Source organism: Brevundimonas huaxiensis (assembly GCF_014218725.1).
GTDB classification, from domain to species: Bacteria; Pseudomonadota; Alphaproteobacteria; order Caulobacterales; family Caulobacteraceae; genus Brevundimonas; species Brevundimonas huaxiensis.
Map to the genome: position 1 here is coordinate 14,357 of NZ_JABBJE010000010.1, position 13,310 is coordinate 27,666.

Sequence of the window (13,310 nt, forward strand, 5' to 3'; positions counted from 1 at the left end):
ATGTTTTACCTGCTCTATCTCTACTACGCCGACGTGGCGCACCAGTATCCGCTGCTGAATCTGGTTCAGTACCAGACGGTGCGCGTGGCCCTCGCCATGGCCACCGCCATGATCGTCGCCGTCGCCATGGGCAGCCGCTTCATCAACTGGATCCGCGCCAAACAGGGCCGGGGCCAGCCGATCCGCGACGACGGCCCGGTGTCCCACCTGTCCAAGGTCGGCACCCCGACCATGGGCGGTCTGATGATCCTGGCCGGCATCGGCGTGGCGGTGCTGCTCTGGGGCGACCTGACCAATCCCTACATCTGGATCGTCAGCTTCGTGACGGCGGCCTTCGGCGTGCTGGGCTTCATCGACGACTACGCCAAGGTGACCAAACAGACCTCGGCCGGCCTGACGTCGAAACAGAAGCTCCTGGCCCAGACCGTCGTCGCGGTCGTCGCCGGCGTCCTGACCGTGCTGTGGATGACCGTCTCGCCGACCTCGCCGGGGCTCGAGACGTCGATCGCCTTCCCCTTCTTCAAGGCCGTGCTGCTGAACATCGGCTGGTTCTATGTGGCGTTTGCGGCCTTCACCATCGTCGGCTTCTCCAATGCGGTGAACCTGACGGACGGTCTGGACGGTCTGGCGACCGTGCCGGTGATGATGGCGGCAGGCGCGTTCGGCGTGATCAGCTACCTCGCCGGCAACTTCGTCTTCGCCCAGTATCTTCAGGTCCACCACGTCCCTGGCGCGGGCGAACTGGCCATCTTCTGCGCGGCCATGATCGGCGGCGGCGCGGGCTTCCTCTGGTACAACGCACCCCCGGCCAAGATCTTCATGGGCGACACGGGTTCGCTGGCTCTGGGCGGGGCGCTCGGCGCCATCGCCGTCACCACCAAGCACGAACTGGTCCTGGGCATCGTCGGCGGCCTGTTCGTCATGGAGGCCGCCTCGGTCATGATCCAGGTCGGCTATTACAAGCTGACCAAGAAGCGCATCTTCCTGATGGCGCCGGTCCACCACCATTTCGAGAAGATGGGCTGGCCGGAATCCACGGTCGTCATCCGCTTCTGGATCATCGCCGGCGCCCTGGCCCTGCTGGGCCTGTCGACGCTGAAGCTGCGCTGATCCGATGATCCCCGTTCCCGGCTTTGAAGGCAGGCGGGTCGCGGTCTTCGGCCTGGGACGGTCGGGGATCACGGCCGCGCGCGCCCTTCAGGCCGGGGGCGCGATCCCGATCCTGTGGGACGACGGCGAGGCCGGCCGCGCGCAGGCGAAAGGCGAGGGCTTCACGGTCGAGGATCTGGCGGCTGCCGACTGGTCCGACTTCGCCGCCCTGGTCCTGTCGCCCGGCGCGCCGCTGACCCACCCCAGGCCGCACTGGACCGTGGACTTGACCCGCGCGGCCGGCGTGCCCGTCCTTGGCGACATCGAACTGTTCGCTCGCGCCCTGGCCGCGCGGCCGAAGGATCAGCGGCCGCGCGTCGTCGCCATCACCGGCACCAACGGCAAGTCCACCACCACCGCCCTGATCGGCTGGGTGCTGAAGTCGGCGGGCCTGACGGTCCACGTCGGCGGCAATATCGGCGTCGGCGTCCTGGCCCTGCCCGAACCGACGCCCGACGCCGTCTATGTGATCGAGGTCTCCAGCTATCAGCTGGACCTCACCACGACCTTCGCCCCCGACGTCGCCATCCTGACCAACATCAGCCCCGACCACCTCGACCGTCATGGCGGCATGGACGGCTATGTCGCGGCCAAGCGCCGAATATTCGCAGGGCAGGGCGCAGACGGCGTGGCTCTGGTGGGCGTGGACGACAGTTGGGGGCAGGGGATCGCATCTGAACTCTCCCAACGTGTGATCGCTATCTCATCCAGTCCTTCTCCCCCGAGGGGAGAAGGCTACGTGGCGCTGCCCGGTGCGATTCTCGAAAGCGACCAAGTCATCGCCGATCTCTCCACCGCCCGCTCGCTCCCCGGCCGTCACAACGCCCAGAACGCCGCCTTCGCCTATGCGACCGCCCGCGCGCTCGGCGTCTCGCACGACGCCGCCGTCGCCGGCCTGCTGTCCTTCCCCGGCCTGGCCCACCGGATGGAGGCGGTCGGCCGCCTCGGCTCCGTGCGCTTCATCAACGATTCCAAGGCCACCAACGCCGACGCCGCGCGTCAGGCTCTGGCCTCTTACCGTTCGGTCTTCTGGATCGCCGGCGGCGTGCCAAAGGCCGGCGGGATCGCGGACCTGGCCGACCTCTTCCCCCGCATCGCCAAGGCCTATCTGATCGGCGACGCGGCCGACGCCTTCGCCGCCACCTTGGCTGACACGCCTCACGTCATCGCCCGCACCCTCGACGCCGCCGTGGCCGCCGCCGCCGCCGATGCGGCCTCGGCCGGCGGCGACCAGATCGTCCTTCTGTCCCCCGCCTGCGCCAGCTTCGATCAGTACAAGGACTTCGAGGCGCGCGGCGAGGCCTTCCGCGCCGCCGTCCTGGCTCTCGGCGCCGTCCCGGAAACCGCGTCATGAGCGCTCCCTACACCCCCGCCTTTTCCCGCAACGACCAAAGCCATGTGGCCCAGTGGTTCTGGACCGTGGATCGCGGCCTGTTGAGCGCGGCGCTCGCGCTGATGGCCCTGGGCGTGGCGCTCAGCTTCGCCTCCAGCCCCGCCGCCATCCTGGCCGATGAATCGATCACCGACCCCTTCCACTATTCCTGGCGGATGATGGTCTTTTCGGGCGTGGGGCTCAGCATCATGCTGACGACCTCGCTGATGTCGCCGCGCGGCGTGCGGCGCATCGCGGTCCTGGCCCTGTTCGGCGCCATTGTCGTGATGATGGCGCTGCCCTTCATCGGCGACACGGTGAAGGGGGCCGCCCGCTGGGTGAACTTCGGCCCCTTCAGCCTGCAACCGTCCGAGTTCGCCAAGCCCGGCCTGATCGTCTTCGCCGCCTGGATGTTCGCCGAGGCGCAAAAGGGCCAGGGGGTGCCCGGCGTGACTATCGCTTTCGGCTTCTACGCCCTGACCGTCTCCCTGCTCTTGATCCAGCCCGATATCGGCCAGACGCTTTTGATCACCACCACCTTCATGGCCGTCTTCTTCATGGCGGGCGTGCCGTTCAAATGGATGGCGGTTCTGGCCAGCCTGGGCATGGCGGGGCTGGTGTCGCTGTATTTCGTCTTCGGACACATGCGCGACCGCCTCAGCCGCTTCTTCTCGCCCGAGACGACCGACACCCACCAGATCGACAGCGCCTCCGAGGCCATCCGCGCCGGCGGCCTGCTGGGTCGGGGCATCGGCGAGGGCGTGATGAAGCGTCGCGTGCCCGACCTGCACACCGACTTCATCTATTCCGTCGGCGCCGAGGAGTTCGGCCTGATCCTCAGCCTGATCATGATCGGCCTCTACGCCTTCATCGTCATTCGCGGCATGCGCCGGGCCATGAAGCTGACCGATCCGTTCGAACAGACGGCGGCGGCGGGCCTGTTCATGCTGATCGGGCTACAGGCCTGCATCAACGTCGCGGTGAACCTGAACCTGATCCCGACCAAGGGCATGACCCTGCCCTTCATCAGCTATGGCGGCTCCTCAATGCTGGCCATGGGCCTGACCATGGGTTTCGCCCTGGCTCTCACCCGCCGCCGCCCCGGCGCCTACGAACCCGGGGCCAGCCTGACCCTGGGGCGGCGGTTGCTTTGACGTCGTCATCCTCCGGCGCGAAGCGACCGGGGGACCCAGCGGCGCGCGCGAGCGCGAAACTGTCGCGGACTAAGCAAGTCGAACATCTCGTGGCGGACGCATCGCCTCCGGCGCCGCTGGGTCCCCCGATCTCGCTCCGCTCGTCGGAGGATGACGAAAGAACGAGGCATACAACGCATTTGGAAAGCGGCGCCCCAGCAATATCAAACGCCTAGAGCCGACCAGCGACCGTCTCCTGCCCACGCCGTAAAACCGTGCGATCCTGTCGCCGCCCCATTCCTCGCCGCGCCATTCCCCGCCGACATTAGACAGATTAGACGAATTAGACGGTGTTTTTGCCTGCCCACCGTCTGAACTTCAGACTATTCAGACCCTCTTTTTCGGAGCCTCGCCCATGACCCTGCTCTGCGTCGTCGCCGCCGGCGGCACCGGCGGCCATATGTTCCCGGCCGAGGCCCTGGCGCGCGAGATGGCGGCGCGCGGCTGGCGCGTGGTGCTGGCGACCGATCACCGGGGCGAACAATACGCCCACGCCTTCCCCGCCGAGGAACGGCTGGCGCTGGACGCGGCCACCGGCTCCGGCCCCCTGGGTCTGATCAAGGCCGGCGTCGCCATCTTCAAGGGCGTGGTCCAGGCGCGAACGGCCTTCGACCGGCTGGGCGCCGACATCGTCGTCGGCTTCGGCGGCTATCCGTCCGCCCCGGCCTTGGTCGCCGCCGTCACGTCCCAGCGACCGACGGTGATCCATGAACAGAACGCGGTCCTGGGCCGCACCAATCGCATCCTGGCCCCCTATGTCGGTCAGGTCGCCTCGTCCTTCCCGACGCTGGAACGCGCGCCGGCCAAGGTCCAGGGCCGCTCCCACGTCGTCGGCTCGCCGGTGCGGTCCGAGATCCGCGCCCTGTTCGACCGCCCCTATGTCGCGCCCGCCGCCGACGGCCCGATCCATCTGCTGGTCACCGGCGGCAGCCAGGGCGCCCGCATCCTGTCCGAGACCACGCCCCGCGCCCTGGCCGCCCTGCCCGAGGCCCTGCGCCGCCGCCTGAAGGTGCAGCAGCAGTCCCGCCCCGAGACGCTGGAGACCGCGCGCCAGATCTATCTGGAGGCGGGGATCGAGGCCGAGGTCGCCCCCTTCTTCCGCGACATGGCTGACCGACTGTCCAGGGCGCACCTGGTCGTCGGCCGCTCCGGCGCCTCGACCTGCGCCGAACTGGCGGTCGCGGCCCTGCCGTGCGTCCTGATCCCGCTGAAGATCGCCACCGACGACCACCAGCGCCTGAACGCCAAGGCCCTGAGCGACGCGGGCACCGCCGAGATCATTCTGGAGGACGACCTGACCGTCGATCGCCTGGCCTCGACCCTGACTGGCGTCCTGTCCGATCCGGCGCGCCTGTCGGCCATGTCCGCCGCCGCCCGCAGCGTCGCCATCCCCGACGCCGCCCAACGCCTGGCCGACCTCGTCGAGGCGACAGCTCAACCGCAAAGGCCCTGACGCGTTAGGAAGCCATGCCTCCCGAGATCATCGCCGTCACCCGCCAGATCCGCGCCCTGTGGCACCGGTTCGACTGGCTGCCCGAATGGGCGGTTATCGGCCTGGTCCTGCTGGTCTTCGTCGGCGGCGGCTGGCTGACGCACAAGATCGCCTTCGCCATCCTGCGTCGGGTCGTTCGGAACAAGGACCTCTTCTGGCGCGGCGTGGTCGAGCGCGCGCGGGTCAAGCTGCGCGTCCTGATCATCATCATCGGCATCGGCATCGGCGTGACCGTCTCGCCGATGGATCCCGGCCCGTCCGAGGATATCCGCAGCGCCCTGCTGTTCCTGTTCATCCTGACGCTCGGTTGGATGGCGTCTGGCGTGCTCGACATGTGGTCGGTCATGCACCTCAAGCGGTACAATATCGCCGTCGAGGACAATCTGCTGGCCAGGAAGCACCTGACCCAGACCCGCATCCTGCAGCGGGTGGCCAAGGTCGTGCTGTTCATCGTCACCGTGGGCCTGGCCCTAATGACCATCGCCGGTTTCCGTCAGTGGGGCGTCAGCCTGCTGGCCTCGGCCGGCGTCGTCGGCATCATCGCCGGTCTGGCGCTTCAGCCGATCCTGACGAACATGGTCGCCGGCATCCAGATCGCCCTGACCCAACCCATCCGCCTGGACGACGCCGTCATCGTCGAGAACGAGTGGGGTAATGTCGAGGAGATCACCTCGACCTATGTGGTGGTCAAGCTGTGGGACTGGCGCCGGATGGTGCTGCCGCTGTCCTACTTCATCACCAAGCCATTCCAGAACTGGACGCGCGAGAACGCCCGCCTGATCGGCGTGGCCTTCTTCTACGTCGATTACGAAGCGCCCATCGACCGGCTGCGCACTGCCTTCGAGGGCATCGTCAAGGCGTCCAAACACTGGGACGGCGACGTGCAGGTGATGCAGGTCACCGACATCACCGAACGCGTGCTCCAGGTCCGCTGCCTGGCCAGCGCCCGCTCGGCCCCGGTCGCCTTCGACCTGCGCTGCGAGATCCGCGAGAAGCTGATGGCCTTTATGCGCGATGAATGCCGCGAGGCCCTGCCGCGCGACCGCATCGAATGGCCGCAAGGGTCGGACAAGCCCTCCGAGGGAGCGGTTAGTCCGCCAGCGCCCTTTGTCCCTGGCTGATGGCCTGCCCCAGCGTCAGCGCCTGGGCCGGCCGTTCGGCCCCGCAGGCGATGGCCAGCAGCTCGGCCGCATCCCCGCCCGGCGCGGCGTCATAGGCGGGGGCGGCGTCCGGGGTCGCCGGCCCTTCCGTCCCGTCCGCTTTCAAGGAGGAGAAGTCCAACCGATCCGCCGTCCTGGCCCGACAGTCGAACGCCCACCGCGACCAGCCCCCGACATAGGTCACGTCTCCAACCTTGAACCCGGCCTCGGTCACCTGCAGTTCCCGCATCCGCGCCATGTCGCCCTCACGCTCGATCGAGGCCGCGTCGGCATAGATGGCGAACCTTCCCACGCCGGTCGGGACCAGAGCGGGGTCAGCCAAGGCTGGCGAAGCGAGAAGGCTGATCGCCATGCCGATCCTCCCCAGCGCAGCGGGGGAGGGGGACCGCGAAGCGGTGGAGGGGGCGAATGCAGCACGAGCTTTGACCAAGGGAGAAGAAGCCTTTCGGCCAGGCCTGCGCGCGATCCGCCCCCTCCACCACGCTACGCGCGGTCCCCCTCCCCCGGTACGCTTCGCTTCTCGGGGGAGGATCGTCCTCATGCGACCAGGGTCTCCGCCTGTTTCAGGTCCACGCTGACCAGTTGGCTCATGCCGCGCTCGGGCATGGTGACGCCATACAGCCGGTCCATCCGGCTCATGGTCACGGGATTGTGGGTGATGACGATGAAGCGGGTGTCGGTGCGGCTGCGCATCTCATGCAGCATCCGGCAGAAGCGGTCCACGTTGGCGTCGTCCAGCGGCGCGTCCACCTCGTCCAGCACGCAGACAGGCGCGGGGTTGGCCAGGAAGACGCCGAAGATCAGGGCCGCCGCCGTCAGCGCCTGCTCGCCGCCGCTCATCAGGCTCATGACCGACAGCCGCTTGCCGGGCGGGCAGGCGTAGATCTCCAGCCCCGCCTCCAGCGGGTCGTCGCTCTCGACCAGCTTCAGCTCCGCCTGCCCCCCGCCGAACAGGGCCTCGAACAGGGTCTTGAAGTTGGCGTTGATCACGTCGAACGCCCCCACCAGCCGCTCGCGGCCCTCGGCGTTCAGCTCGTCGATGCCGTCGCGCAGCTTGGCGATCGCCTGGGTCAGGTCGATCCGCTCTGACTTCATGCTGTTCAGCCGCTCGCCGTATTCGACCGCCTCGTCCTCGGCGCGCAGGTTGACGGCCCCCAGGGCCTCGCGCTCGCGCTCCAGCCCGTAGAGCAGGCTCTCGGCCCCGGCGGCGTCGGGCGGGCGGGCGATGGCGTCGTCGGTCAGCTTCTGACCCAGCTCCTGCGGCGACATCTGCGCCGTCTCGCGCAGGGTGGTTTCGGCCTCGGCCAGCTTCTCGGCGGCGGCCTCAGCGCGGGCGGCCAGGCCGGCGCGCGCCTCGCGGGCCTGCGACGCGGCGGTCTCGGCGGCACGCGATGCGCGGTCGGCCTCGGTCGCCTGGGTCTCCGCGACGGCCATAGCGTCCGAGGCCGCCTGTTTCCTCTGTTCGGCGGCGACCAGCGTGTCCAGCAGCTTGCCGCGTTGTTCGGCGAAGCCCTGTGGCGCGACCTCGGCCTGTTTCAGCAGGGCGGCCGTCCGGTCGGCGTCCTTGGCCAGGGCGGCGACGCGGCCGGCGCTGTCCCTGGACCGCGTGATCCAGCCCTCACGCGCGCGGGTCAGGCTGCCCAGCCGCTGCTCGCGGCCCTGACGATCGCGGGCCTCGGCGTCGCGGTCCGACCGGGCGGTCTGGGCCGCAACGCGGGCGGCGTCGGCCGTGGCGCGGGCGGCCGTCAGTTCGTCGCGCAGGCCGGCGATCGTCTCGGACGGGGCGTCAGTGGTCTGGGCGGCGTCCAGCGCGGCTTGCGCCTCGGCTGCGTCGGCCGCCAGACGGGTCACGGTGTCGTCCAGCGCCTGGGCGCGGGCCTCGCGGCGGGCCAGTTCGCGGGCCAGGGTTTCCACGCGGTCGCGGGCGGCGGTCACGGCCTTGTCGGCGGCGAAGGGCTTCAGGCGTGCGGCCTTGACCGCCTCCTCGGCGGCGCGGAAGGCTTCCGTCGCCGCCTTCTGGGTCGCCTGCGCCTGATCCAGCGCCGGTCTGCCCTTGTCGATCTCGGCTTCAAGCTCGGCCAGGCGCGTGCGCTGGGCCAGGCGCACGGCGGCCGGCCGCGGCGCCTCGGCGCGGCTGACGAACCCGTCCCAACGATAGAGATCGCCTTCGACCGTCACGAGGCGCGCGCCAGGAGGCAGGGCCTGAGCCATTCGGGCCGCGTCGGCCTTGGGCGCGACGCCGCACAGGGCGAGTCGCGCCGTCAGTTGGTCCGGGGCCTGCACATGATCCGAAAGCGGAGCGATCCCGGCGGGCCAGGACGAGGAGGGCGCCTCCGCCCCGCTCCAATAGGCGGCGGCCTTGGCGTCCAGCGCCGCGTCCAGATCGTCGCCCAAGGCGGCGGCCAGGGCGGCCTCGAACCCCTTGTCGGCCCGCACCTTGTCCAAGGCGGGGGGATGGTCGCGCTTGCCGGTGACCAGCAGTTGGGCCAGGCCGCGCGCCTCAGTCTGGAGCCGGCCCAACCGGTCCTCTGCGGCGCGGGCGGCGGTGCGGGCCTCCTGTTCGGCGCGGGCCAGTTCGCCGCGCAGCGCCTCGGCCGCCTCGACGGCGTCGCGCGCGGCGGCAAGGTCAGTCTGAGCCGCTTCCAGCGCTTGGCGGGCGGTTTCCAGCTCAGGCGTTTCCAGCGGCTCCAGAGCTTCGCGTTCGCGTCGGGCCTGATCGTGCTGGGCGGTGACGCGGGCCAGTCGGGCCTCGGCGTCGCGCTTGCGCGCCGTCTCGGCGTTGGCGCGGGCCTCGACGGCGGCCAGCATCCCCGCCAGCCGTTCGACCTCGCCGTCGGCGGCTTTGCGGGCCTCCTCGGCGGCGGTCAGAGCCTTGTCCAGTTCGGGGCCGCGTTCGGGGGCGGCGGCGATCTCGGCCTTCAACCGGGCCAGTTCGTTGTCGAGCCGGTCCAGTTCGCGCTGGGCGTCGGCGGCCATGCCGTCTTCGCGCGCGGCGTCGGCGGCGATGCGGGCGGCCTCGGCCTTGAGGCGATCCACTTCCGCGCGGGCCGCCTGTTCAGCCATGTCCAGCCGATGGCGCTCCAGGCTGGCGCGGTGCAGCAGGGCGGAGGCGACGGCGTCCTCCTCCCGCGCGGGCTTCAGGGCTTCTTGGGCGGACAGGGCGGCCGTCTGGGCGGCGGCGGCGGCGGTCGTGGTTTCGGCGACAGCGACGTCGGCCGCGCGCAGTTCGGCGGCGGCGGCCTCAGCGGCCAGACGCGCGTCGTTCCAACGCACATAGAGTAGGGCGGCCTGAAGGGCGCGGATCTCTGCTGAGATCTTCTTGTATTTTTCGGCCTGGCGGGCTTCGCGCTTCAGCCGATTCAGCGCCGTCTCAAGCTCGCGGCCGATGTCGTCCAGCCGGTCCAGATTGGTCTCGGCGGCCTTGAGGCGCAGCTCGGCCTCGTGCCGACGGGTGTGCAGACCGGCGACGCCGCCCGCCTCTTCCAAAATGCGGCGGCGGTTCTGCGGCTTGGCGGCGATCAGTTCCGAGATCTGGCCCTGACGCACCAGAGCGGGCGAGTTGGCGCCGGTCGAGGCGTCGGCGAACAGCAGCTGCACGTCGCGGGCGCGCACCTCCTTGCCGTTGATGCGGTAGGTCGAGCCCTGACCCCGGTCGATCCGGCGCGACACCTCCAGCACGGGGCTGTCGGTAAAGGGCTGGGGCGCGCGGCGTTGGGCGTTGTCGATGGTCAGGCTGACTTCGGCGTGGCTGCGCGGAGGACGGCCAGCGGCCCCGGCGAAGATGACGTCGTCCATGCCCTGGCCGCGCATGGCCTTGGCCGAGTTGGCCCCCATGACCCAGCGCAGGCTTTCAAGGACGTTTGACTTGCCGCAGCCGTTTGGGCCGACGACGCCGGTCAGACCGGATTCGATGTGCACCTCCGCCGGATCGACGAACGACTTGAAGCCGACGAGCCGGAGGCGCTGGAACTGCATCGTCCCGACGGACTACCGAAGCAGCGGATCGATGGCGGCCGACAGGGCCTCCAGCGAATGCTCCATCACCATCGTCCCGTTGACGAAGAAGGTGGGCGTGCCGGTGACGCCGGCGGCGCGCGCGCCTTCGATCTGGGCGTCGAGGGCCGTACGGATGGTCGGGCCGTTCAGGCAGGCTTCGATCTGCTCGCGGGTCTTGCCGCTGGCGGCGATGCCGGCCGCGAACCAGGGCTGGGCGCCGGTGGTCTGGAGATTGGCCTGATCGCGCATGAAGACGGCCGCCACGTCGAAATAGCGTTCTGGCGCGGCGCACAAGGCGACCGCAGCCGCAACGGCGGCGACATTGGCGGGCGGGGTCGGCAGGTTGCGGTGAACCAGCCGGACCTTGCCGGTATCGATGTATTTGGCCTTGAAGGCCGGCAGCACGCTGTTGTGGAAGTCCGCACAGTGCGAGCAGGTGAAGGACGCGTATTCGATCACCGTCACCGGCGCATTCGCCCGACCCAGGATATGATCCTGGGCCGTGACGGGCGGGGGCGCATCGGCGGCGAGCGCCGGCGTCGCCAAACCGCCGGACAGGGCGGCGAGGGCGAAACCGGCGGCGATGAAGGCGCGTCGCATCATCTGATTAGGCCTCGGTTACTTGGCCAGGGCCGCGTCGATTGCGGTGGACAGGTCGGCCAGGCTGGCGCCTTCGCCGCCGGGCGAGATGACCTGCGTCTCGTTGACGTAGAAGGCCGGGGTGCCGGTCACGCCCTGGGCGCGGGCGGCCTGAACGCGCTTCTCCATGGCGGCGACAGCGTCCTTGTCGGTGACGCAGTCGTTGAACTGCTGCTCGGACAGGCCGGCGGCCTGGGCGGTGCGTAGCAGCCAGTCGCGCGGCGAGGACGTCAGCATCTCCTGCTGCGTCGCCATCAGCTGGTGGACGACGTCGAAATATTTGTCCGGGCCGGCGCAGCGCGCGACCAGGAAGCCGGCGGTGGCGGCGTCGACCGGCGGGGTCGGCAGTTCGCGGAAGACGTAGCGGACCTTGTTGGTGTCGACGTATTTGGCCTTGAACGCCGGCCAGGTGTTCTTCTGCCACAGGGCGCAGTGGGGGCAGGTGACCGAGGCGTATTCGACCACGGTGACCTTGGCGCCCTCGGGCGCACCCAGGCCCATGTCGCCCTCGGCCGCACCCTTGGCGCCGCCGCCGCAGGCCGCCAATGCCATGGTCGCCAGTGCGGCGCCGGTGATGGCCGCACGACGGCTCATGCGGGCGAAGCGGGATTCAGTGTCGGCCATGAAGGTTCCTCGGATCGGATCGTTGGCGATGATCGCGCGATTCCTCGGGAATGGCGCAACCCTGAACTAGTCTGGAACAGGTGCGGCGAAGTTTTGTCAACAGCGCCTTATCCGCGCGCCCAGGCCCGATCGATCGCCGGCGCGGGGATGAAACTTTGCGGTCTGTCCTGGCGCGGCGGCGGATCGCTTAGGCCCTGCTGGATGAAGCGCATCGCCGACAGCAGGCCGGAACGCGAGAAGGGCTTGGGGATCACGCCATGCGCGCCCAGGAAGTCCTCGGGGATCATCTTGGGGTTGGCCGTCAAAAAGACGACGGCGGTGGACGGCCAGCGGTCCTTGATCAGGCGACACACGTCCAGACCGCTGGAGTTATCAGCCAGCTGGATGTCGACGAAGGCGATGTCGGGCGGCGCGTCGAGCGACAGCGACTCCACCTCGCTCAGGGACATGGCCTCGCCGACCAGCCGGTGGCCTTCGTCCTCGAGCATCGCCTCGAGGTCCATCACAAGCAGGGCCTCGTCCTCGACGACCAGGATGTCGAAGTGGGGCCCAGCCGCGTGCAACTAGCCGCTCACGGGAAATTCGACGACCGCGCGTGTTCCGGGGTCTGCCGGAAGCCACAGCGTCTTGCCGCCGATCTGCTTTGAAAGACGACCGATCAAGGTCTTGCCCAATCCCTGATGCGCGGCGCCGGGAATGCCGGGGCCGTCGTCTTGAACAACGACCTGGCCGCCTTGTTCCGTCTTCTTGGCCGAGACGATCAATCGGCCGCCGCGATCATCGGCGAAGGCGTGCTTGATCGCATTGGTCAGCAGTTCGTTGATGATCAGGCCGATCGACGAGGCGTGGGTCGAAGGGATGAACATCGGCTCGACATCGACGGAGACCTCGATGTCGGTGCGTCCCGTCGATCCGATCACATCGGCGACCAGGGTGTTGGTGAAGGCGCCGACGTCGAACTGTGTGACGTCCTCGGACTGATAGAGTTTGCGGTGAACGGTCGCCAGGGCGTCCACCCGCTCCAGCATGGAATCCAGGGTCGCGGTCAGGGCGGGATCGGACAAAGAGCGCGATTGCAGCCGCAGCAGCGATCCGATCATGGTCAGGTTGTTCTTGACCCGGTGATCGACCTCATGAAGCAGCAGGGTCTTGGCGGTCAGGGCTTCCTGCAGGTCGGCGGTGCGGGCGGCGACCTCGCGCTCGACGACGGCCTTCTGCTTTTCGACCAGAACCTGGGCCTCGACGCGTTCGGTGACGTTCAGTTGCGAGGCGAAGAAATACTCGATCTCGCCCTCGGCGTTACGCACGGGGCTGATGAACAGGGCGTTCCAGAAGGTGCTGCCGTCCTTGCGATAGTTCAGCAGATCGATGTGGATGTCTTCGCCGGCCTCGATCGCCTCGCGGATCTTGGCCACGGCCGCCTTGTCGGACTTGGGTCCCTGCAGGAAACGGCAGTTCTGGCCGACGATCTCATCGCGCTCATAGCCGGTCAGATCCTGGAAGGCCTTGTTGACGAAGACGATCGGATTGTCGGGCAGGCGCGGATTGGTGATGACCATTGGCATGCGTGTGCCGCGCACGGCGGCGGCGAACGGGTCGCCGCGACCGATCTCGTGTTCGACAAGATCGGTAAGTCGCCAGTCGTCTTGTTGCTTCATCGGGCTCGGAATCCAGGCGCGCGACCG

General features: G+C 68.9%; 11 protein-coding genes. 5 read left to right on the forward strand and 6 right to left on the reverse strand.

Annotated elements, in window-relative coordinates:
- The 5 genes from mraY (at nt 1) to HF680_RS14570 (ending at nt 6,327) form a co-directional block, all read left to right on the forward strand.
- Complete coding sequence (gene mraY / locus HF680_RS14550) at nt 1-1,110, forward strand: phospho-N-acetylmuramoyl-pentapeptide-transferase (RefSeq protein WP_017504532.1); 1,110 nt, start codon at nt 1-3, stop codon at nt 1,108-1,110.
- Nucleotides 1,111-1,114: 4 nt separating this feature from the next.
- A complete protein-coding gene (gene murD, locus HF680_RS14555) occupies nt 1,115-2,503 on the forward strand; it encodes a UDP-N-acetylmuramoyl-L-alanine--D-glutamate ligase (protein WP_185225556.1) in 1,389 nt (462 codons plus the stop codon).
- Nucleotides 2,500-3,675 (forward strand): peptidoglycan glycosyltransferase FtsW, encoded by a 1,176-nt coding sequence (locus tag HF680_RS14560; protein WP_185225557.1) that lies wholly within the window; start codon nt 2,500-2,502, stop codon nt 3,673-3,675. Before murD ends, HF680_RS14560 begins: the two co-directional genes overlap by 4 nt.
- 394 nt (nt 3,676-4,069) lie before the next feature.
- The gene (gene murG, locus HF680_RS14565; protein ID WP_185225558.1) at nt 4,070-5,167 is read left to right on the forward strand and encodes an undecaprenyldiphospho-muramoylpentapeptide beta-N-acetylglucosaminyltransferase; all 1,098 of its coding nucleotides are present in this window, start codon (nt 4,070-4,072) and stop codon (nt 5,165-5,167) included.
- A 14-nt stretch (nt 5,168-5,181) separates the two neighbouring features.
- Complete coding sequence (locus HF680_RS14570; RefSeq protein WP_185225559.1) at nt 5,182-6,327, forward strand: mechanosensitive ion channel family protein; 1,146 nt, start codon at nt 5,182-5,184, stop codon at nt 6,325-6,327.
- Here HF680_RS14570 and HF680_RS14575 read toward each other — a convergent pair.
- From HF680_RS14575 to HF680_RS14600, 6 genes are all read right to left on the reverse strand, one after another.
- Entirely contained in the window at nt 6,296-6,718 is a 423-nt protein-coding gene (locus HF680_RS14575) for a surface-adhesin E family protein (protein WP_185225560.1), read from the reverse strand. The two genes, HF680_RS14570 and HF680_RS14575, sit on opposite strands and share 32 nt — an antisense overlap.
- Before the next feature lie 185 nt (nt 6,719-6,903).
- Nucleotides 6,904-10,341 carry a chromosome segregation protein SMC gene (smc, locus tag HF680_RS14580; RefSeq protein ID WP_185225561.1) on the reverse strand — a complete coding sequence of 1,146 codons (3,438 nt, stop codon included), beginning with the start codon at nt 10,339-10,341 and terminating at the stop codon, nt 6,904-6,906.
- 12 nt (nt 10,342-10,353) lie between these two features.
- Entirely contained in the window at nt 10,354-10,965 is a 612-nt protein-coding gene (locus HF680_RS14585) for a thioredoxin domain-containing protein (protein ID WP_185225562.1), read from the reverse strand.
- A 15-nt stretch (nt 10,966-10,980) separates the two neighbouring features.
- Nucleotides 10,981-11,625, reverse strand: coding sequence for a DsbA family protein (locus tag HF680_RS14590; protein ID WP_039246870.1), 645 nt, complete (start codon nt 11,623-11,625; stop codon nt 10,981-10,983).
- Between the two features lie 107 nt (nt 11,626-11,732).
- Complete coding sequence (locus HF680_RS14595) at nt 11,733-12,188, reverse strand: response regulator (protein WP_185225563.1); 456 nt, start codon at nt 12,186-12,188, stop codon at nt 11,733-11,735.
- Nucleotides 12,189-13,283, reverse strand: coding sequence for a PAS domain-containing protein (locus tag HF680_RS14600; protein ID WP_185225564.1), 1,095 nt, complete (start codon nt 13,281-13,283; stop codon nt 12,189-12,191).
- Between the last annotated feature and the right edge of the window lie 27 nt (nt 13,284-13,310).